We start from the raw sequence: 21758 nt of genomic DNA, 5'->3' as shown, positions 1-21758 counted from the left end.
AAGCTGAAATCATGGACTGTAATTATGACTTTAAAGAGGATTTAATTTCATCAATGAAAATATGGATTGATTATTACAATAATCATCGTATTAAAACAAAACTAGGCGGAAAGTCACCGGTTCAATACCGGAAACTTTCCGCCTAGGAAAAACAATATAATAATGTACAACTTTTGGGGTGCACATCACCATTTGGCTGTCTTTTTTGTTTGCTAGTAACTAATGGCTTTATAGCCACTTCTCTTCCATAGCTTAGTTAATTCCTTAACTGTAATCGTCTTGTTCAACCCATCTTCAGGATCAAAGTAGAAAAATACTCGGTGGTTAAAACCAAATAGGATAATACATTGATTATCTCGTCTGCCCCATAACATCACAGGACGGTTACGATTAATCTGGCTTCTCACACGACGGTATGACTTCTTAGTCAAATCTTTATATGAGCCAACACTGTTAACTAGGATGCTCTTAAAGGTTGCATCAGACAAGTTGTCAGTAATCTTGCCTAACTTTTCGTACACGTCAAAATCTGGTCTAGCGAAATGAACCAATACTGATAAAGCCTTTTCTTCGTTAGAAGCCTCGGTATTATCTTTACTAGCCTGTAGATTTAAGATTCTGTAGTTCTTACGAATGAATTTGTTAGGAATCCAGCCGGCATCACTATCGTTTTCAAAGTGAAACCATAGATGTTTTTGGTAAAAACCGATTTGATCAATTTCAAATTTTGCTTTTTCGTCTGAATGATTGAATGCTTTGCGTTGATGCTTCCCCGCTTGCATTTCATTGACGTACCACTTTTCCATCTTACGGTGCTTTAAACGCACGTAAAAGTGTGGCACATTTTCGTTTGCAATTGAATTGCTTTTCATTAATTCACCCTCATTTATTTAGGTATAGACTCCATTATAACAATAAAATGGTGTAAAACGCACCCTAAATGGTGTTTTATATGAGAATATCGTTTCACTGTCCTTATAAATATGGTAACATTGATATGTACCTTTTGGGGGCGTTATGGATTCGACGGGTATAGTTCGAATTTGGATTGCGTTCGCAGCGGCGTCTGCTTAACCGTCCAGTTTTTAAATTATAACTGCAAACAATAATTCAAACAACGTCGCTTTAGCTGCCTAATAAGCAGTCTACGACAATCCAACTAGCTTTGCCTAGGGGCTAACTTGGGTTTTATAATTGATAGGCTTACGTTACTTGCTCACACCTGAAGTTAAGTAAAAGAGATTAATCAGGTTAGCTGATCATGTTAACCCCGGAATACGGTGCTTTGGTCAGTGAAAATTCAAATAGTATCCCTATGAGCGTAGATATTCGAATGGCGATATGCTCGGACGCGGGTTCGACTCCCGCCGCCTCCATAGTAAAAAAGCTGTTGTAATCAATGAGCAAAATCATTGTTACAGCAGCTTTTTTTATAATAAGTATCAGCAAATAAAAAGAGTTCATTAGTATTTAAGTACTACTTTACATATATTATTGATTAGATTCAAAATAAAAATGGTTTTTTAATCCATCTCTATAACTTTGTATTTCGTTAACAGATTCGAATATATTGTTAGATCTATAAATCCTTTCCTCACTATCTTCCACAACTACAATTATTTCTAGTTTATCCGATGTAATTTCTTTAAACACATTTTCACTGGATACCCATTCACAAGGCTTTGTACTATGAATAGTTTGAACATCACCTGGCTTCAATGAAACATTTAATTGTCTCTTCATGTCATTAGGAACTGGAAAATCGATCCCGTTACCCTCACTTGGAATACAATACATATCTTCTAAATAAATAGTTCTATTACCAACATTTCTTATAGAAATTGCTTCATTAACATCTATACTATCCTTGTTAATAGCAGTTCTAAATGTAACATTAATATAAAGCTTATATCTAGAAATTTTTTTACGGATAAAAGATGCTAACGTACCGATTATTGTCAATATAGATATAATTCCCATAACAAAATCCCAACTCACAACCAACTATATACCACCCCTTAAACATAATAAAGTAAATTTATTATCCAATTATATTCTAATAAAGACAAGTTATAAAACATTCAATAAATAATTTAAAACAATTAATGTTCAAAATTTGTCTTCATTGTTACAATATTTTTAGATAAAAATATAATATTTAAAAAATACTCAAATTATAATCTAAATGTCGTTATAACTATTATTTGATTAATCACTAATCATTCCTATTAAAAATCGTTTGTACAAATACTGTAGCAATTATAAATAAACCACCTAATAACTGCACCGAAGCCAAATGTGTCCCTAGAAAAGCAACTGACAAGATAGTAGCAGTCAATGGTTCAAAAGCACTTAACATACCTGTCACTGATGGTGAGATATACTTCGTACTCATCAAATATAGTAAGTATGCCAACATCGTACCAAATATAATAATGAAGACAATACTAATTATTGTGATCATTGATACTTTAGGAGCAGATGTACTTAAGACAAAACCAGATAGCGGTAAACTACCTAATAGCATTCCCCACCCTACTATCAATTTATCATCAAAGATTGATAACAATTTAGCAGGAATTAAAGTATAAGATGCCTGACTGACACCAGCTCCAATCCCCCATGCAATCGCAGCGATTGATAAAGCTAGTGAATCAATGTGTCCATTAGTCACTAACAAGAAAGTCCCAGCTAAAGCCAAAATTACCGAAACAATTTCAGAAAAATTAGGTAACTTATGATTAAAAGCTGTAACGTATCCCATAATAAAAATGGGTTCTAAAAACTGTAGAACAGTTGCGGTTGGCGCATTACCATATCTAATAGCCATAAAATATGTAAGTTGGGAAGGAATCATTCCTAAGAGTGCAAAGGCAATCAATGTAAGTATTTCTCTCTTATTATGCCAAATTTTAAAAATGGATTCTCCCGTAGTTATCCGACTCCAGCATAAAAGAAGAAGTCCCGCAACAAATAATCTAATACCTACCAACCAAATTGGTGTTACCAAGTGATGTTCAAAAAGATATTCTGCAACAATTCCGGACATACCCCAAAATATTGATTCGATTATTGCTAATATAATTACTTTAATTCTTATAGCATCCTCCAAATCTATAATAAATTAAGTATATCACTATTCATAAATAAAATAGAGTAAATAAAAAGCCTGCCATTAAGCGGACAGGCCAACCTAATTTGTGCGTGATTACATAGAGAGGTGCACAATTAGATTTATAGAGAGTTGTAAATAATAAACATTAAGATAAATCATCTGGAATGACTACCTACTTCTGTATTATACGAAAATATTAAAAAAAAGTAAAGAATATTAATTTTTTATTAAGAAAATTACAAAAAGACAACTTATCAATCAAATGACTAAGTCGTCTTTTTTATTTAAATAAACATCTTTTGCAAGTAAGCTTTCTTCTGTTGCTTTAATTGATCTAGCTTAACGGATTGTTCTTCAATCAATTTGTCTAGTTTTGCAAAGAAGTCACCTATTTTTTGTTGTTCATTTTTATTTTCAGTAAATTTTAATTTTAAAGTAGAAAATTCTTTAAAACTTATACTTCGTCCATCTCTAATCCCAAAAGTTACTTTCTTTAAAGATTGAATAAATTTGTAGGTTTTTAAATATTGCTTCCAATAATTAATATTATTTTCGCTATCCTTAAAGCTCATAATTGTATAAGCAGGACTTATTATTCCTTTTTTATTAGAGACTTCGAAACCACCTTGAAATGATCTTAAGCTTATGATTATATTGCCAGGAATTACATACTTATATTTGTTCAAGGTCGTTTTATCAAACTTAATATCTATATCTAAATCTTTTCTATAAACAATTCCATTATCCTGAGTAGCAGCTAATACTTCTTCATAACCATGATTTTTTATTGATTCATTAATAAAAATATCATTTGCTTTTTCTTCTTTCCATTCGCCACTAAATCCACTAAATCTTAATCGAGGTACTGTTTCACCCTCTTGTGGGAACATCTTCTGTAAGTATCCATGCTTTAGTTTCTTTAGTTGATTTACCTTTTGGGTTTGAAGTTCAATTAGTTTGTCTAGTTTTGTAAAGAAATCACCTATTTTTTGTTGTTCATTCTCCTGAGGAAAATTTATTGTCATTAATTTGATGTCAGACGAATTTACAGCATCAAAAGTAGATCCAGAACTAAATCGTTTCCATAATCCTTTATTTTTTATGTTAATTAATGAATAATAATCAAATTTATTTCCAGACAATGAGGCAACTCCGCGTCCAATTACTACGTTTTCAAACTGATTAATAGCTAATTCACCAACAGGTGCTCTCACTGACATTATTATTTCATTTTTTTTAGACATCTTAGTTATTTCACTCGTATAAATTCTTGGATTTATTTTTCCATTTAATATATCGGCATTTCCTTGCACGAGAATATTTTTTTTATTATCTTTAGTATAATTTTCAGAATGAGGAGATTGTCCCATCTTCACGTATAATTTATCCCCCAGTTTATCTTCTTTCCATTCCCCACTAAATTCACTAAACCTTAATCGAGGTACCTTAATCTTTGTCATTAGTATTCACATCCGTTTCTACCAAATCAGCTGCCATTGTATCAAATTCTTTTTGAACCTTTGCGATTTCTGCATCAAGATCTGCGATGTTTTGTTTTACTTCGTTAATGTCGATATTTGGTTCTGGTTCGAATGTATCAACGTAACGAGGAATATTTAAGTTAAAGTCATTTTCCTTAATTTCATCATAACTTGCGACGTGGGCATACTTGTCGACGTCTTTTCTGTTCTTATAAGTATCGATGATTTTTTCGATATTTTCTTCAGTAATGTTGTTTTGGTTCTTACCCTTTTCGAACTCCCTAGAAGCATCGATGAATAATACATCAGAGTTATCCTTATTCTTTTTCAATACCAATACAAGAGTTGGAATACTGGTTGAATGGAAGATGTTAGCTGGTAATCCAATTACTGCATCAATACGGTTATCTTCGATTAGCTTTTCACGAATCTTACCTTCCTTAGCACCTCTAAATAGGACACCGTGAGGAAGCACAATTCCCATCGTACCGTTTTCCTTCAAGTGGTATAAACCGTGTAATAAGAATGCAAAATCGGCCTTAGACTTTGGAGGAAGTGCTCCATAATCTCTGAATCTTGGATCAGCTAGACGTGAGTCATCGTTATCCCACTTAGCTGAGTATGGTGGATTCATTACAACGGCGTCGAATTGGTATGGTTCTTCAACAGGCCAATCCTTGTCCAAGGTGTCACCATTACGTAGTTCCATGTCTTCGTATGACACACCATGAAGCATTAGGTTCATACGAGCCAAGTTGTAAGTAGTAGTGTTTAGTTCTTGACCGTGGTACTTGATTAGTTCTGGTCTATCAACGTGTTGGGCTACGTTCAATAGTAACGAACCTGAACCCACAGCTGGATCATAAATGGTTCTAATTTGGTCATCCCCACCATTACGTTTGTAAGTAACAATTTGTGAGATGATGTCAGATACTTGGCGTGGGGTATAGAATTCTCCTGCCTTCTTACCAGCATCACTGGCGAATTGGGCGATTAGGTATTCGTAAGCATCCCCCAATACATCCCCATTGTGACCGAATAAATCAATGCTGTTTAGTGCCAACATGGTTTCACTAATGGCGTGGTTTCTTTGACGAATGGTTCCACCAAGCTTGTTACTGTGTAAATCAACGTCTTGGAATAAACCGTCGAAATCGTTGTGTGAACTTTGGTTATTGGTTGATAATTCTAGTTCATGCAAAGCAGTTTCTAATTGTTCAATTTCAAAGCTACCATCATTAATGTTATCGATTAGTGAACTGTATAGGTTTTCTGGTTCAATGTGGTATCCATTCTTGTTCAATAGTGATGACATAGTGGCTTCTCTAGTCTTGATGTCACCAATCATGTTATTTGGATCCAAGAATTGTGTGTATTGTTTCTTTAATTCTTCATGGTTATTTTCATCCATACGGTTGCTTTCAGCAAATGCCTTTAGTGCTTTTACTGATAGGAAACGATAGAAAATCAATCCTAATAAATAGTTCTTGTAGTCAGAGGCATCCATGTTACCTCGTAATGCATCAGCGGCACTCCAAAGTGCGCTTTCTAGGCTTTGTGTTTTTTCTTCAGGCATGTTCATTCTCCTTATAGGTATGCGTCAATTTCTTTATCAATAAATGAATTGATACTTTGATTTGCTTTAGCGTTATAGATAATTGGTATCTTTAGATTGTCATCGCCTTGTTGTTCAGCTGCGTGGTCTAAGTCACCATGGTCGATTAGATTTTGTAGGTGAGAACCTTCTTCAATGTTTCGATGACGTTCTGTTGCGACCCGTTTTAGTTCTTCTGGGTCTAATCCCCACTTATCAGCGAATTCATTTACCAAACTATTTAACTTGTTGCTCTTGTATTGTTGAACAAAGTCATCAAACTTATCTGGTTCAACCACGTGTTCATCCAAGTAGGATAAGATTTCACGTAACAATGCAGCTTGCTTTTCGTGACCAGACTTTTCGTACTTATTAATCTGTTCTTGAATTTCAGCTTCCTTTTGTAAGTAATCGGTCATGTTTTCTTGATATTCTTCATCAGTATCATAACTGTTACGAATATCAACCAACTCTTTTAATAGACCTGTGATGTAGTCATAATCTACTAAGACGGTTGATCCAATTGAAAGTGAAAAGTCCAAATTACTTAGTTCGTCGTCTTCATCATCGTCTTGATTTTCTTGGATTTCAGATTTAATACGTTGGAACTTTCCAATGTAGTGTTGGACTTCATCTTCACTAATGCCAAATTCTTCTTCGGCATTATCCCAAGTAAAGTCGTTATACATAGTTAATGAGTTCAATTGCGTATTAACACGTCTAAATGTCTTTACAAAATCAACCTTTGCTTCCTTACCCTTTAAATCATCGGCGGCATCAGCATTGGGTGCGATTCGTTTCAAATGAGCAACTTCACTCTTGAACTTAGCAACAGCATCCATGTACTTAGGACGCATTAGTTCTTCGTATGAACCTTCACCACCGTATAAGCGGTAAGCATCTTCTTCATTTTGTTGAGAGATAGCTGGCTTTCTGAATGTGACGATTTGACCTTCACGTTTTAAATCATTATTTTCTAAACGGTTAGTTCTAGAATATGCTTGGATCAAGTTAGCGTATTCGAACATCTTATCGACAAATAAAGTATTCAAACGAGGCGCATCAAAACCAGTCAATAATCGATTCACAACAATGACTAGGTTGATTTCTTGATCACGTTTTAAATGGGCATAGTAAGATTCACGACGGGCAGTTCTCTTCGCTACATCTTCGTTATAAAGATTGATTTCTTCATTATTGTTATGGAAGTTGGTATCAAAAATGGCGTTGTAATCGGCAATTGCTTCATCCATTCCATCCATATTTTCCTTGTGCGCATCATCGTTTTCAGCTAGTGAGTATGTAATTGCAACACGAGGCCAATCTTTATCGACATCATTTGGATGTAATTTCTTACGTTCCTTGAATTTTTGGTAATAACGAATGGCCATTGGAATTGAACTAGTGGCCAGGATTCCATTGTAATTTCCCTTACCTAGACTCATCTTCTTAGGACCTGTGGTTAAGATATAATCAACAACTTGATCCAAATGTTCATCTTTTTCGTATATATCATTTGGAAGGTATGATTCCTTTTCCACATCAGACATTTCTCTTAGTTCATTTTTGATGTCATTTTCTTCTGAGATGGTTAGTTCTTGGCCCTTTTTCTTTAGTTCCTTAGCGGTCTCTTTTTGCATGATTTCTTCAACGATTTCATTAACGTTGGCAATGGTGTTCACATGTTCAACGTTAAAAGGAAGAACTGCATGATCTTCTAGAGCGTTAACTAAGGTATAGCGGTGACATTCTTTACCGAATAGTTCTTGTGTGGTAACTCCGCGGTCTCCTTGGAACTTCTTTCTATTTTCATGGAAGATTGGGGTTCCGGTATATCCGTACCAATTGGCATTCTTGAATGCATTGCTGATATCTTGACGCATCTTTCCGAATTGGGAACGGTGCGCTTCATCAACGAAGAAACAAATTCGTTTATCTAATAACTTAGATTGAGATACTCTGGTATTTCTTCCTTCGTCTTGAGCTTGTTCTTCCGCATTAACTAAATTAGCCATCTTTTGAATCGATGAGATGATGATGTTATTGCCACCCTTTAATAAGGCCTGACGTAACTTCGAAGTATTGTCGGTCTTATTGATGGTCATATCATCGTTTGATGCGTAAGCTCTAAAGTTACCAACCGTTTGATCATCTAATGCCTTACGGTCAACTAAGAAGACAACTCTATCAACTGAAGGCATTTGAGCAGCCAATTTAGCGGTCTTGTATGATGTTAATGTCTTACCAGAACCGGTGGTGTGCCAAACGTATCCATTCTCGTGTTCTTTAATACGTTTTAGCACCGCTTCAATCGCGTAGATTTGGTATGGACGAAGTAATAATAACTTCTTACGTTCTTCATCAATGGCTTTGTATTCACTGACTAGTTTATGAGCCATTGGAATATTCAATGCTGACTTAGCAAAGTCCATCCCATTTTCGACAGGATTGTTATCCTCGTCACGCCACTTGAAGACAAATGACTTGTTGAATTCATCAGGACGAGCGTTAGCAAAGTAAGCTGAGCTGTCAGGACTCATGATGACAAACATTTGTAGTAATGAGTAAATGTCAGTGTATTTATTTTCACCGGCGTACTTTTTGATTTGGTTAAATGCTTGGTTAATTTCAACCGTTGATTTCTTTAATTCGATTTGAATTAATGGAAGACCATTGATTAATAAAGTCACATCAAAACGACGATCTGAATCATCGTCATTTGAACGTGGTCTGATGGCTTGGCGGACGATTTCATAACTTGAATGTCCTCCGCCAACATCTGCCTTCCAGAATATGTTTAATGTAACAGTCCCTAGTGATGCGTCGTCTCTTGGAATTTCAATCTTACCAATTCCATTTTCGGCATCTAGGATTTTAGCAGCATCGTATGGACTCTTTACATTACTGATGCGAGCTTTAACACGGTTAAATTCCTCATCAGTTAGTTCCTTATGTTTTAACGCTGCAATATTGTTTCTATTAAGTTTTTCTCTGAAGTTTTCCCATAATTTATCGGGTGTAGCTTCATATAAATCTTTTCGTTCTGTCCACTGATTACTTCCAATAGTTAATTGGTGGACAATTTCTTTTTCGAAATCTAATTCACTTTGCGTTCTATAATTGGCCATATTAATTCACCTTAATATATTGTGTGTATAGATTTATTGTATCATAGGAAGATTGTAATTAAAGCGGCAATTATAGACGTTTATAGAACGTTATAAAATTTAAAGACAATGTGTTTAATTTTGTATAAATCTCCATTTCAATTTCATTATTATATACTTATTTTCATATAAGTATAAGGAAGCGATAATGTGAAGAAAATCATCAGTGCTTGTTTAACCGCCGTTGTTGTACTATCAACTTCTTTCTCGTTTGGGATTACATCATCGGCCAATAGCATTCAGGGTAACAAAGGTATGACATTGGATTGTGCGCGATCGTTTTACTCACCTAGATTAATCCGTAAATACATTGATACCCTGTCCAAAAATCATGCCGAATTCATGCTACTACATTTGACCGACAATGAACGATTTGGTGTCGAAAACAGCTATCTGGGTCAAACTACGAAAAAAGGCCAAGGTCAAAAATGGTATCTATTTCAATCGTAAGACTCACAAGGCATTTCTAAGTAAAGCTCAACTAAAGAGTCTGCTTAAATATGCCCAAAAAAGACACATCGAGTTAATTCCAGAAGTCGATCTCCCTGGACACGATAAAGGAATTCTAAAACTACTTAGTTATACCAAATACGGTCGTCGTTTGAAGAAACAACTGGTATATCGAGACGGCTATAATGAATTCAAACTTTCCAAGAAAGGCACCCTAACGCTTTCTAAGAGAATCTTATCCGAATACCTGCCACTATTACCTAAGGGCAATCATATTGGCATGGGCGCTGATGAAATCTCATTAGATAACAAGACTGAGGAAAATAACTTCGTTAAATACATCAATTCGATTGATTCATTTGTAAATAAAAAGGGTTATAAACTAACCGCCTGGAATGATAGTTTTCATAAACGGACCATCAACAGGTATCACAAAAACATTACCGTCTTCTACTGGAGTCAAAATGGCCAACAAAGTGATCCTGATGACAGAAAAGAACTAATCAGATTAAGAGCCACCCTTCCTCAATTGCTCCATCACGGTTTTAAGGTCATTAACTGTAACTTTTACTATCTATATGTAATTAACTTCCCTAAGATGTACACTGCACCATCTCGTTTTCATTGGAAGGAACTTCTACACAAATGGAATGAACGCGTCTGGGACGACAATAATACATCCGATATCTATAAAGGCAATCAAAAGATTGACTCCGCCCTATGTATCTGGAGTGAACCACATGAAAAATACAGTTCAGCTAAGATATACCAACTATCACATAAATATCTAAATGAGTTCTTGCAACATCAAGACTAATCTAAACGAAGAGTTATTAAGAGACTTCCCCGCAATCAAAGCTGCTCATATGGAACGAGCATGGGTGAACGAAGATTACACCACTATTCGTGAACGCCACCTCTTTGATATGCAAGAATTTCCACAACTATAAAAAAAGAAGCCATCCTAGCTTCTTTTTTTATTGGACATGTTCAACTAACTTAATCATCTTAGACTCTACCAATGAGTTTGGACTACTGCCCATTTCATCAGTTGGTACCGTCATTTCGTATTCTTGATAGTAATTGACCCACTCTTCATAAATCTGCTTGCCTTGTCCAAATCGTAATGGTGTTAGTTCAAACAATCCTTCTTTTTCATAGGCATATGTCACCAATTGTGAGCAGTAAAAACTGTCGCGTTGATTCAAAAAGAGATTGTTATAAGGTTTGCCAATCATTGCTTTCGCACGACCAATCACTTCGTCTCTATCGATATCATTAGTTACTCGATACAAGTCGATGCTTTGATCGTTTCGGTCATCTAAAAACTGACTCATCCTTTGTTTCACGACTCCTCGATTAGGAATCGCATGAATCACAAACTCTTCTCCATCATTAATGTAAACTAGCGCAACATGGGAATAGTTATGTTTAATAGATGTTGAATTAGCAATTAAGTTAGAAAATTCGTCTTTCTTTGGTTCGATTAGTAATAAATCCGCATTTTTCATAGTTAAATTCTTTCTTATTTTTAATATTTAAATGATAACATTATCGAGAATTTTATGATAACTGATATTGATAGAAGGAAGGGAAAAACGATTCGTAGAGACGTTGTTACAGGTGGGTTTCAACTCATCGGATCATTTATCAACCTATTCATATTTACATACATAGCATTACCACTAATTATTGGTGACAATACTAACCAACAGACTATTCTGTTGGGTGTATTAATCATCTTTATTAACCTATTCCAGGTTATCTTTACCTTCATTTCTGCCAGTAAGAAGAAACTGCTATCAGCATCGTTTATCATCTTATTGATTGAAATCTTTATAATCGGTCTAGGTAGTCACTTTCCGTTTAAAGAAACACTTATCATATCACTATCAACAATTGTGCTAGCAATTCAGATAATGATGTTCGACTAAAAAAGAGCCAGTACGGCTCTTTTTTTAATACATGCGGTTAAAGTAATCGACATAGTATTGATGATTCTTCAATCTAATCTTTGTCACGGAAGTGTTATCCGGTTCAATCACAGACATTGGATCATCTTGTTGTCTTAATGCTACCAACATGGCTGACTTCACAGTAAAACCGTGTGATACCAAGATGAACTTACCATCTGGATACTTCGCAGCGACTTCTTCCATGAACTCACTGACGCGTTGTTCGACGTGTTCAAAGGTTTCCCCATCGGATAGCGGTGCATAACTAGGTAGTACATCCTCTAGTTCTTCATCGAAGACTTCTGGATAGGTCTTCATCAATTCGGCATTGGATTGACCATCCCACTTACCATATGAAATTTCCAATAATCGTTCGTCTTTTTCGATTGATAGACCGACTCCAGCATTTAAATAATTAGCAGTATCTTGAGTTCTTTGAAGTGGACTTACATAGATTTTATCGGCAAAACTAATGTCAAAATGATCATGTAGATGCTGTGCTTGTTGCTTCCCTAAATCGGATAAGTAGGTGATTTCAGAGTTAATCGTCCCCTGCTTTAACCCCTGTTGATTGGCGAATGTTTTACCATGGCGAACAAAATAAAACTCAGTCAAAATAAAACTCTCCTTTCAATGAAACACGTATATTTTGATTTATTATAACATTTTTGTTTGCAAATTATTATATGTGTGTTAGAATTTGGTTAAATTAAAGGAGGAGGTAATTAAAATGTTAAGAAATACAAATATTAATAATTTAATTGTCTCTTCCTGGTCTACACATCCATTTATGTAGGCCTATTTATACGAAACTTGTGCCCTGCATAGATGGTTAACATTTTGTGGGGTCTAAAAGACAATACACTTGAACTAGTGGCCCCACAGAACTGTCTCTGTGGGGCTTTTTTATTTCGTTTAATCTATTTTTGGGAGTGAGAATTGTGACTGTATATAATTTTTCAGCTGGTCCAGCAGTAATGCCGAAACCAGTTATTGATCAGATTCAACGTGAGATGCCATCGTTTAACGATAGTGGCATGAGTATTTTGGAAATTTCACACCGCAGCACCCTGTTTGAAAATGTATTAAATGACGCTAAGCAAAACATCAAGGACCTAATGCATGTTCCTGATAACTACCATATTCTATTCTGCCAAGGTGGTGGGACTGGTCAGTTTGCTGCTGTCCCTTTGAACTTAGCTAACCACAGAGAAAAGATTGCCTTTCTAGATAGTGGCCATTGGAACAAGAAAGCCTATCAAGAAGCTGAACAACTGGGATACGGAATCGATGTCATCAAAGACGATGGACAACTTCCATATCCAAGCGATAACTTTGACGAGAATCTTTATGATTACTTGCATGTAACCATCAACAACACGATTGAAGGCTCTACATACCATCCCAATCATTTACCAAATGTCAAAGACATCCCATTAGTTGGTGATATGTCTTCCAACTTCATGGCTGAATCATATGATATAAACGACTTTGGTCTTATCTTTGCGGGGGCGCAAAAGAACTTGGCTCCAGCTGGCCTAACAATCGTTATCGTAAGAGATGACCTAATTGATCCAGCCAAACATATCCCAACCATTCTTAACTACGAAGCCTATGCCAAGAAGAACTCAATGTTTAACACTCCACCGGTCTTCCCTATCTACGCTGCCAAACTAACCACTCAATGGTTATTAGAAAACGGCGGAATTGCTGAAATGGAAAAACGCGATATTCAAAAGAGCAGCATGCTATATGACTATCTTGATCAATCAAGCCTATTCCATAACAACGTCAAAAAAGATGAACGCTCATACACCAACATCGTCTTCACTACCAATGACGATGACCTAGATGCACAATTCGTCGACTTCGCAGCCGAACACGACCTAATTAGTCTAAAGGGTCACAGAAGCATCGGTGGACTTCGTGCCAGTCTATACAACGCAATGCCTGTTGAAGGTGTTGAAAAATTAATTGATGTCCTAACTAAATTCGAACAAACTCGGGGGTAATAATTATGTATTACGTTAAAACTTTTAATGCCATTTCACAGGATGGTTTAGACAAATTCAGTGATAAATACCAGATTAACCAAAGCGATAATCCAGACGCATACCTAATCCGCTCAGCCAACATGTTAGATGCTGACTTCCCTGAAAACCTAAAGGTAATTGTCAGAGCCGGTGCTGGTTTTAATAACCTTCCAATCGATCGACTATCAGAACTAGGCATCGCCGCCTTCAACACTCCAGGAAGTAACGCCAATGCCGTAAAGGAAGTCGTCCTATCAATGATTATTGCTTCTGTTCGTCATCTATTCCCCGTAGCGAACTTCTCAGCTAACAACTTACATGCTGATATCTCAAAGATGAAGAAAATCGATCCACGTTTTAAAGGAACCGAAATCAGAGATAAAACCCTTGCCGTGATTGGTTTAGGTCACGTCGGTTCATTGGTGGCTAATGCCGCTAACGACCTAGGCATGGATGTTGTCGGATACGACCCTTACCTATCATCAGACGCTGCATGGCGCATCGAAAGTGATATCACTCGTGCCAACACCCTAGAAGATGCAATTAAGGATGCCGACATCGTCACCGTCCACGTTCCTAAGAATGACGAGACTACCGACCTCATCGATGGTGATTCAATCAATCAAATGAAGACTGGCGTAAGCATCCTAAACTATGCGCGTCTGGGCATCGTGAATAACCAGGCCGTCGTTGATGCTTTAGATGAAGGCAAAGTTGCCTCATACATTACCGACTTTGGTGATGACGTATTAATGAATCGCGAGGATGTCGTCATCACTCCACACATCGGTGGATCAACTGTCGAAGCTGAAGGAAACGGTGCTGTCAGAGGTGCTAAGATTATTCAACGTTACCTAGAAACCGGTAGCCTATCACAATCATTGAACCTACCAAACATGAACGTTTCAATGCACTCACCTTACCGCATTACCTTGATTCATAAGAACATTCCAAACATGGTTGGTCAAATCGCCACCAAAGCAGCCGACAACAACTTTAACATCAATCAAATGAGTAACGGTGCTAAGGGTGAAATGGCGTATACAATGGTCGATTTTTGTGACGAACCAACTGAGCAATTATTAAACGATTTAAAATCAATCAACGAAGTTATTCGAGTTCGCGTTATCAAACGCAAATAAAAAAGGAAGCCCCAGCGGGCTTCCTTTTTTGTTTATTTGTATTTAGTATCAGCTGATAGGATAACAATGTTTACTTGAACGGTAATGTCGGTTCTAATCACTCTTAAACCAATTCCGTAGTATCTTAATCCATCTGATTCATTGCCTAGTAGTTGGGCCTTGTGGCTATCACCTGAAGCGCCATCATCAGTAATCATTTCGTTAAAGTACCTAACGTAATCTGAGACGTTGTAGTAGTTCTTATCTAGAGTGGCATAACCATTTGATTCATAGATATCGTTTTGGTTCTTAACAATCTTCATTCTTTGACCATCTAAGATAGCAGCCTCTTGACGATGACGTTTGCCATCTCTGGTAGTGTAATGTGAAGCTTCCCCCATGGTTGGATCAACGTAGTTGGCACGTTCTTGCGCAACCTTGTCTAAGCCACGACTTGAAACCCATGAACCGTTATCAGTCTTTTTTCTTTGATTTTGGACAAAGTTAACAAACTTAGCTCTGATTCTAGATTTGATTTGACTATCAGATAGTTGAGTTAGTTGTCGACTATCTAAGTCGGAAGAATCATTGATACGTGGTGATAGTTCATATGTAGACTTGGTAGTCACCTTTCTTTTCACAACGTATAAATCAGATGATTTCATCCAACCTGATTTCTTACTACTCTTGCTTTGGACTAACTTATATGTAGTCTTCTTAACCTTAGCACTTTTCTTTTCGTATAGTGATTCTTTTCCGAAGTATTTTTTAGCGGATTTAGTTTTAATCTTTTTAATTTTTTGCGAGTCGTATAAGCTGGTATCTTTTTTCAAGCTAACCTGTGAATCTGATGCGTTAGACTCAGCTTTAGCGTGTTGCGTATTTGCCATCATTAAACCTGATGAAACGATTCCTGCAATCATCACTGTCTTCAAAATTTGCTTAAGTGATAAAATGATTATGCCCCTCTCTTAAATTCTTAATTTTTTCTTAAGATTACACTAAAGATTATATAATGTTTAATTAGTTTAAGAAAGGTGTAAATTGATAAATTTTTTCTAAAGAAAATCATTTATTTTTATACAAATGTTATAAAAATAACTACATTAATAACATTTTGATAATGATTACCATTATTTTTTATACATTTTTCTAACAAAAAGGTTTTAAATTTCTTGGTATTTTTGCACAAAAAAGACATCGCGCTTAGGCGATGTCTTTTAATTTATTAAATTCCACGTTGGTAAATCCAACCAATGAACTTACCTTCGTAATAACATTTGTAGTAATAAGTCTTCCAACCATCTTTAATTGCACGACCAGTAATGTGGACTGTCTTACCTGCGTATTCACTTGCTGTTCCCATTGTCTTGAAATCAGCAAAATGACTTTGTGTTACATGGTTGTAGAATCTGTAGTTACTATTTAGTTTAACTTTTTTGTGCATGTTAACTTTAGAATAACTAATGTGTGGACCTAATCCATTTTGGTTGATCCAACCTAATAACTTACCATTTTCGTATACACGGTAGTAAGTTCGACCATTTACGGTTGCCTTTAAATCTACCGTTACATTCTTACCATGGAATGTACGACCATAGTGAGTTCTGTGAAGTTCACTAAAGTAGTTGTTTCCAGGAACATGGTTGTAGAAGTTATACTTAACGGCTGTCTTCACAGTCAATGTCTTGTTTTCCTTAGTGTATGTCACATTAGATTTTGGCTTACTTGGCTTGTTATTGCTATTGTTATTGTTGCTGTTATTTGTAGCATCAATAAACCAAGAGCTATTCTTTTGTGTTAATACACTTGCATCAACGTATTGGTTCAATGCTGGAGAATAGAAGTGATCTGTGTATTGCCATAAAACATGTTCTCTTTGTGGTTCATTTGTTTGGTAAGCTGCTAACCAGTAACCATCATATGAACTAACGGCATCAGCGGCATGAGAAACCATGAAACTTTGGTATGAGTAGAAAAGAATCTTTCTATTACCAACTAGTGGTCTCAAGGCATCAACCCATGCTTTGGTAGCGGCATTAGTTCCACCTGATTTTACAGTTTGTTGTTCATAATCGTTAACATAGAATCTAGCTTCTGGAGCACGACTGTACAATGTCTTTGCTTCGCTAGCTGCATCTGAAGGACTGGTATATTGACTGAATGAATATACCCCGTATGGAACACCATACTTCTTCATTAAAGCAACGTTGTGGGCAAAGGTCTTATCATGGTAGGCACTACCGAATTGAACACGAAGAATTACGAAAGGAACTTCGTTCTTCAATGTCTTCACTTGATTATCGGTGAAGTTGCCTTGCCATTCAGATAAATCGTAAACGTTGTTAGATACGGCATTACTCTTTACTGAAGTAAATGAAATACATAGTACCCCGATTAACGCGACCCCAAAACTCATCAATAAATACTTTAGTTTATACATACTCTCATCCTTTAACAATTATGATTATCTCTATTGTACAATCTAAACATTGCAAGAATGCTATACACAAGTTACAATTTTTCCCAATTTCTTTACAAATTATTAAATATTTGGTTACAAATTGTAAAATTTTTAATCTTGACATTTTTAAAAACAACAAAAGGACGCCAAATTGGCGCCCTTTTTACTTAACATTTAAGATAATTTTACCGGTGTTTTGTTTCTCACGCATGAATGTTAAAGCCTGTTCCGACTGGGATAAATCAAACTCGTTGCTGACATGTAATTTGATCTTATCATCGGCTAACAGGTCATAGACATCATTACTGAAGTCACTGATTAGTTTGGCCTTGTATTCGTTACTTCTAGGTGACAATAATGTTCCAGTAATTGAGATTCTTTTACCAATAATATCCATGATATTAACGTCTTTAATCTCACTTCCACCAAGGTTACCAATTAGAATGATTTGGCCGTCCATTGCAACTGAATTGATGTTTTGTTGATAATAACTGGCACCGATGAAGTCCAAGATTAAGTCGGCACCATGCCCATCGGTAATTCTTTGCACCTCTTCTGCAAAGTCACTATTGCGATAATCAATTGCGTAATCGGCACCATAGTCTAAACAAATATCGGCCTTCTTGGTACTAGATGTTGTAATGACGGTAGCCTTGGTAAGTAGTTTAACCAATTGAATTGCGGCAGTTCCTACCCCACTGGCTCCCGCATGAATTAAGACAGTTTGATTATCTTGTAGGTTCCCAATCGTAAATAGTGTTTGATAGGCGGTTAGAAAGCTTTCAGGAATGGTGGCCGCTTTTTTGTAATCAATGTTGTCTGGAATTGGCATTAATCGTTCTGACGGAACAGCGATGTATTCAGCATATCCGCCGTCATCAATCAATCCCATTACGCGGGTTCCTTCATTATACTTTGTATCATTTCCGTTAACGACTTCCCCAGCCATTTCCAATCCTAATACAGTTTCTTCTGGTTTAACCTTTTGATCCGCCCATAACAAATCAACATGGTTAACGCCGACTGCATGGATTTTGACCAAAACATCCCCATCTTTTAGCTCTGGCATGGGCGCATCAACCAAGGAATTCAATTTTTTTGCGCTGGCAATATTAACCACTTTCATATATATAAACCTCACTCTTTTATTTTCATTTAAGATAGACAACGTGTCTAATCAGTGTATTTGCTAGTTTCTAAAAAAATATATTAGCTACTTTTAACCCAGTGATTAAATTAAGTTCATTTCGTTTAATATTACGCCTAATATATCTTATACTTTGTTACTAAACTTTTATTTAACGATATCCTCACATCGTGCTATTATCGACTTGAAGCTGATAACTTGATACACCTTTTCAATTCAGCTTGTTATCTTAACTTACAAACTAACTCTACATAAAAAGTGCGGCTCAATAACCGCACTTTTTTATTTTAGTGGACCATCAATAAATTGAGCGACTCCGTTTCCGAAGCTCCAGTCCTCATCGGTATTGGTAGTTAGGTTAATCATTAAGTCGGTCTTCTTGATGCCTAGCTTGTCCTCTAGTTGTTCAGCCAAGTCATGATAGAATTTCAACTTTTGTTCCTTAGTTCTTGGTCTGGTAGTAAGACTAAATACGACAACGTCGTTAGTACGATCAAAGCCTAGTCCGGTATCTAAGATGTTCATTTCAAAATCTTCATGTTGAGTTAAAATTTGGTATCTATCTCCATCTGGAGCACCGAAACAGTCTAGCATGACATGGTAGGAAATATCCATTAGTTGCTTTAAGTAATCGCGGTCGTGACCCTTGATTACGTCAATATTCATCTTTGGCATTTTGCGTTCCCCTTACATAAAATAAGTTGTTTAATGAAACCATTATCCAATATGTACATATCTAATGCAATCAATACGCTTTTTTGTCTTTGCCCTACTTTTATATTGTAATTAATGTCAAAATAGTGGTAATATTTAAATGTGAAAATAGTTAATATGATAGAACTATAAATACGGATGAGTAGTTGATGAATCTTATCAGCGAGTTAAGGATAGTGAGAGCTTAATAATACTTTCATCAATGAATAACACCTATTTGTTTTCGTTTTGAATCTTTAGTAGAAACGAACGCACATCAAAGCGTTATTTGATTGAGTGGCCTATTTATAGGCACTTTAGGTGGTACCGCGGAACTTTCGTCCTAATTTTGGGGCGGAAGTTTTTTATTTACCGCTATTTATAGTTTACGGAAAGGCGTGAATCACATGACACAACTAAGTGTTAAGGATCTATATACTAAAGATTTAGAAGACAACACAACAGTTTCTCTTGAAGGTTCAATTAAGACCATTCGTGGTTCAAAAAACATCAGTTTTATCGAATTAAACGATGGTTCTTGCTTCAAGAGTGCTCAAATTATCGTTAAAAAGAGTAACGAAAACTTTGAACAAATCAGTAAGCTTCCAATCGCTTCAACAATCACTGTTGAAGGTGCCTTTGTGAAGACTCCAGATGCTCCTCAACCTTTTGAAGTGCACGGAGAAAAAGTAGAACTAGTTGGTCGTTCAGACTCTGACTACCCTCTACAAAAGAAGAAGACTTCTTACGAATTCCTACGTACTATCGCTCACTTGCGTCCACGTACTAATACTTTCTACTCAGTATTTAGAATTCGTTCACTAGCTGCATTTGCAGTTCACGAATACCTACAACACAATGACTTCGTTTACGTTAACACCCCAATCATCACAAGTAGTGATACTGAAGGTGCAGGTGAAATGTTCAGAGTTACAACTATGGACATGGACAACCTTCCAAAAGATGACCAAGGTCACGTAGACAACTCAAAGGACTTCTTCAAGACTGAAACTAACCTAACTGTTAGTGGTCAACTTCCAGAAGAAGCATTCACTATGGCATTCAAGAATGTGTATACTTTCGGTCCTACTTTCAGAGCTGAAAACTCACACACTCCTCGTCATGCTTCTGAATTCTGGATGATTGAACCAGATATGGCATACACTCGCCTACCAGGTATGATGGATGTTGCTGAAGGTTTACTAAAATACGTTATCAACTACGTTTTAGATCATGCTAAGGATGAACTAGAATTCTTAGATAAAAACGTTAAACCAGGCCTAATTGAAAAACTACAAAAGACTGCTAGCGAAGACTTTGCCCGTGTTACTTACACTGACGCTGTTAAGTTACTTCAAGATGCAGATGTAGAATTCAAGGTTCCAGTTGAATGGGGAATTGATTTACAATCAGAACACGAAAGATACTTGTGTGAAGATGTCTACAAACGCCCTACTTTCTTAACTGATTACCCAAGAGATATCAAGGCATTCTACATGCGTGATAACGACGATGGTAAGACTGTTGCCGCTGCTGACTGTTTAGTACCAGGAATTGGTGAAATCGTTGGTGGTAGTGAACGTGAAGAACGTTACGATGTCTTAAACGACAAGATCAAAGAATTTGACTTAAACCCAGAAGAATACGACTGGTACGAAGACCTACGTAAGTACGGTGAAATCAAGCATTCCGGTTTCGGTATTGGTTTCGAACGTTTAGTTATGTACGTTACTGGTATGGAAAACATCAGAGATGTTATCCCATTCCCACGTGAACCAGGTAGCGCTAAATTCTAATAAGTTTTAAAAAGAGCATTCGTTTAGAATGCTCTTTTATTAAAGGAGATTTTACAATGAAAAAAGTTGGTATCATCATTGGTAGTAGTCGTCCAAGTAGAATCAGTCCGGAAATCGCAGATTGGTTAAACCAACAACTATCTTCAGATCAGTTTGAAACAGAAATCATTGATTTAGCCAAAGTTAACCTTCCCTTCTTAGATGAAGAAGAAGTTCCAGCCAAGCAGGAATACAAACAAGAACACAGTATTGAATGGAGTAACAAGATCAAATCATTGGATGCGGTCGTATTATTATTCCCTCAATACAACTGGAGTTTTCCAGCCGTCTTAAAGAATGCGGTTGATTGTTTAGCTTCCGAATGGAAAAACAAGATTGTGGCGTTAGCATCATATGGAAGCCACGGTGGTCTTCAAGCACAAATGTCATTTAACATGATTGCAGTCGGATTAAAGATGCAACCTACCAGCGTCAATCCACTATTAACCATTAACGATGAAATGTTTGATGAAGACAACCACTTCAAAAACATTAACAATGCCTTCTCTTCTCAAGCATACAAGGTTGAACTACTAAAGGAAGAACTTAACCATCTTCTATAGACAAAAAAGACAAGCTGACCTGAACCCCTAAAATTGGAAGATGGTTATGCTATTTTCTGGGAGGAATTGATCCGGTATTCAACCGGTGACATTCCTCCCAGTTTTTGTTTTATACGATAATTGTTGTAATAAGATATATA

Annotated in this window: 22 protein-coding genes, 1 other RNA gene and 1 other annotated feature; of the genes, 10 read left to right on the top strand and 13 right to left on the bottom strand. The window is 36.3% G+C overall.

The window, feature by feature from the left end; translation table 11 throughout:
- A partial coding sequence (locus ACOMA7_RS07185) for an IS3 family transposase (RefSeq protein ID WP_421392913.1) occupies positions 1 to 146 on the top strand: 146 nt, incomplete at its 5' end.
- A 66-nt stretch (positions 147 to 212) separates the two neighbouring features.
- On the opposite strand, the gene ACOMA7_RS07180 is transcribed toward ACOMA7_RS07185, so the two are convergent.
- Entirely contained in the window at positions 213 to 872 is a 660-nt protein-coding gene (locus ACOMA7_RS07180; protein WP_421392988.1) for a cysteine peptidase family C39 domain-containing protein, read from the bottom strand.
- Positions 873 to 1008: 136 nt separating this feature from the next.
- On the opposite strand from ACOMA7_RS07180, the gene ssrA reads away from it, so the two are divergent.
- Positions 1009 to 1379: a transfer-messenger RNA gene (gene ssrA, locus ACOMA7_RS07175) on the top strand.
- A gap of 112 nt (positions 1380 to 1491) precedes the next feature.
- Here the strand turns inward: ssrA and ACOMA7_RS07170 are convergent.
- The 5 genes from ACOMA7_RS07170 to ACOMA7_RS07150 all read right to left on the bottom strand — a co-directional run bounded on the left by ACOMA7_RS07170 (position 1492) and on the right by ACOMA7_RS07150 (position 9318).
- Positions 1492 to 2004 (bottom strand): hypothetical protein, encoded by a 513-nt coding sequence (locus tag ACOMA7_RS07170; RefSeq protein ID WP_421392986.1) that lies wholly within the window; start codon positions 2002 to 2004, stop codon positions 1492 to 1494.
- A 211-nt stretch (positions 2005 to 2215) separates the two neighbouring features.
- On the bottom strand, positions 2216 to 3121 hold the full coding sequence (locus ACOMA7_RS07165) for a DMT family transporter (protein WP_421392992.1): 906 nt from the start codon (positions 3119 to 3121) through the stop codon (positions 2216 to 2218).
- 278 nt (positions 3122 to 3399) lie between these two features.
- Positions 3400 to 4575, bottom strand: coding sequence for a restriction endonuclease subunit S (locus ACOMA7_RS07160; protein ID WP_421392983.1), 1176 nt, complete (start codon positions 4573 to 4575; stop codon positions 3400 to 3402).
- A complete protein-coding gene (locus tag ACOMA7_RS07155; RefSeq protein WP_421392981.1) occupies positions 4562 to 6172 on the bottom strand; it encodes a type I restriction-modification system subunit M in 1611 nt (536 codons plus the stop codon). The genes ACOMA7_RS07160 and ACOMA7_RS07155 overlap by 14 nt, the downstream gene beginning before the upstream one ends.
- Positions 6173 to 6183: 11 nt before the next feature.
- The gene (locus ACOMA7_RS07150; protein ID WP_421392979.1) at positions 6184 to 9318 is read right to left on the bottom strand and encodes a type I restriction endonuclease subunit R; all 3135 of its coding nucleotides are present in this window, start codon (positions 9316 to 9318) and stop codon (positions 6184 to 6186) included.
- A 294-nt stretch (positions 9319 to 9612) separates the two neighbouring features.
- Here ACOMA7_RS07150 and ACOMA7_RS07145 point away from each other — a divergent pair, with 294 nt between their 5' ends.
- Genes ACOMA7_RS07145 through ACOMA7_RS07135 form a run of 3 tightly spaced genes read left to right on the top strand, consistent with a single transcriptional unit; the run spans position 9613 to position 10757 of the window.
- Complete coding sequence (locus ACOMA7_RS07145) at positions 9613 to 9807, top strand: family 20 glycosylhydrolase (RefSeq protein WP_421392990.1); 195 nt, start codon at positions 9613 to 9615, stop codon at positions 9805 to 9807.
- Positions 9734 to 10624, top strand: coding sequence for a family 20 glycosylhydrolase (locus tag ACOMA7_RS07140; RefSeq protein WP_421392976.1), 891 nt, complete (start codon positions 9734 to 9736; stop codon positions 10622 to 10624). Before ACOMA7_RS07145 ends, ACOMA7_RS07140 begins: the two co-directional genes overlap by 74 nt.
- The gene (locus ACOMA7_RS07135) at positions 10599 to 10757 is read left to right on the top strand and encodes a hypothetical protein (RefSeq protein WP_421392973.1); all 159 of its coding nucleotides are present in this window, start codon (positions 10599 to 10601) and stop codon (positions 10755 to 10757) included. Before ACOMA7_RS07140 ends, ACOMA7_RS07135 begins: the two co-directional genes overlap by 26 nt.
- 27 nt (positions 10758 to 10784) lie before the next feature.
- Here the strand turns inward: ACOMA7_RS07135 and ACOMA7_RS07130 are convergent, their stop codons facing one another.
- The gene (locus tag ACOMA7_RS07130; protein ID WP_421392970.1) at positions 10785 to 11318 is read right to left on the bottom strand and encodes a YiiX/YebB-like N1pC/P60 family cysteine hydrolase; all 534 of its coding nucleotides are present in this window, start codon (positions 11316 to 11318) and stop codon (positions 10785 to 10787) included.
- Positions 11319 to 11372: 54 nt separating this feature from the next.
- Here ACOMA7_RS07130 and ACOMA7_RS07125 point away from each other — a divergent pair, with 54 nt between their 5' ends.
- Positions 11373 to 11741 (top strand): hypothetical protein, encoded by a 369-nt coding sequence (locus tag ACOMA7_RS07125; protein ID WP_054483089.1) that lies wholly within the window; start codon positions 11373 to 11375, stop codon positions 11739 to 11741.
- Positions 11742 to 11765: 24 nt separating this feature from the next.
- Here the strand turns inward: ACOMA7_RS07125 and ACOMA7_RS07120 are convergent, their stop codons facing one another.
- On the bottom strand, positions 11766 to 12377 hold the full coding sequence (locus tag ACOMA7_RS07120; RefSeq protein WP_421392966.1) for a histidine phosphatase family protein: 612 nt from the start codon (positions 12375 to 12377) through the stop codon (positions 11766 to 11768).
- A 326-nt stretch (positions 12378 to 12703) separates the two neighbouring features.
- Between ACOMA7_RS07120 and serC the strand changes: the two genes are divergently transcribed.
- Positions 12704 to 13774, top strand: coding sequence for a 3-phosphoserine/phosphohydroxythreonine transaminase (serC, locus tag ACOMA7_RS07115; RefSeq protein ID WP_421392963.1), 1071 nt, complete (start codon positions 12704 to 12706; stop codon positions 13772 to 13774).
- Positions 13775 to 13779: 5 nt separating this feature from the next.
- On the top strand, positions 13780 to 14937 hold the full coding sequence (locus ACOMA7_RS07110) for a phosphoglycerate dehydrogenase (protein ID WP_421392960.1): 1158 nt from the start codon (positions 13780 to 13782) through the stop codon (positions 14935 to 14937).
- A 32-nt stretch (positions 14938 to 14969) separates the two neighbouring features.
- Here ACOMA7_RS07110 and ACOMA7_RS07105 read toward each other — a convergent pair whose 3' ends face one another.
- From ACOMA7_RS07105 to ACOMA7_RS07090, 4 genes are all read right to left on the bottom strand, one after another.
- Positions 14970 to 15839: a hypothetical protein gene (locus tag ACOMA7_RS07105; protein ID WP_421392957.1), complete on the bottom strand. Its 870-nt coding sequence runs from the start codon at positions 15837 to 15839 to the stop codon at positions 14970 to 14972.
- A gap of 305 nt (positions 15840 to 16144) precedes the next feature.
- Positions 16145 to 17359 (bottom strand): GH25 family lysozyme, encoded by a 1215-nt coding sequence (locus ACOMA7_RS07100; RefSeq protein WP_421392954.1) that lies wholly within the window; start codon positions 17357 to 17359, stop codon positions 16145 to 16147.
- A 184-nt stretch (positions 17360 to 17543) separates the two neighbouring features.
- On the bottom strand, positions 17544 to 18506 hold the full coding sequence (locus tag ACOMA7_RS07095; RefSeq protein ID WP_421392951.1) for an NAD(P)H-quinone oxidoreductase: 963 nt from the start codon (positions 18504 to 18506) through the stop codon (positions 17544 to 17546).
- A 303-nt stretch (positions 18507 to 18809) separates the two neighbouring features.
- Complete coding sequence (locus ACOMA7_RS07090; protein ID WP_054604646.1) at positions 18810 to 19202, bottom strand: tautomerase family protein; 393 nt, start codon at positions 19200 to 19202, stop codon at positions 18810 to 18812.
- Positions 19203 to 19360: 158 nt separating this feature from the next.
- Positions 19361 to 19569: a binding site (T-box leader), on the top strand.
- Positions 19570 to 19627: 58 nt separating this feature from the next.
- Between ACOMA7_RS07090 and asnS the strand changes: the two genes are divergently transcribed.
- Together asnS and ACOMA7_RS07080 are read left to right on the top strand one after the other, a co-directional pair.
- Complete coding sequence (asnS, locus tag ACOMA7_RS07085; RefSeq protein ID WP_138741809.1) at positions 19628 to 21016, top strand: asparagine--tRNA ligase; 1389 nt, start codon at positions 19628 to 19630, stop codon at positions 21014 to 21016.
- 56 nt (positions 21017 to 21072) lie between these two features.
- Positions 21073 to 21618, top strand: coding sequence for an NADPH-dependent FMN reductase (locus ACOMA7_RS07080; protein ID WP_421392947.1), 546 nt, complete (start codon positions 21073 to 21075; stop codon positions 21616 to 21618).
- A 44-nt stretch (positions 21619 to 21662) separates the two neighbouring features.
- On the opposite strand, the gene ACOMA7_RS07075 is transcribed toward ACOMA7_RS07080, so the two are convergent.
- Positions 21663 to 21755, bottom strand: a complete 93-nt coding sequence (locus ACOMA7_RS07075; protein WP_080719905.1) for an IS3 family transposase — start codon at positions 21753 to 21755, stop codon at positions 21663 to 21665.
- Positions 21756 to 21758: the final 3 nt, after the last annotated feature.

This window comes from Apilactobacillus intestinapis (assembly GCF_049166695.1).
Classification (GTDB): domain Bacteria; phylum Bacillota; class Bacilli; order Lactobacillales; family Lactobacillaceae; genus Apilactobacillus; species Apilactobacillus kunkeei_C.
The sequence above is the reverse complement of the archived record's forward strand: the minus strand, read 5'-3'. Positions and strand labels throughout refer to the sequence as shown.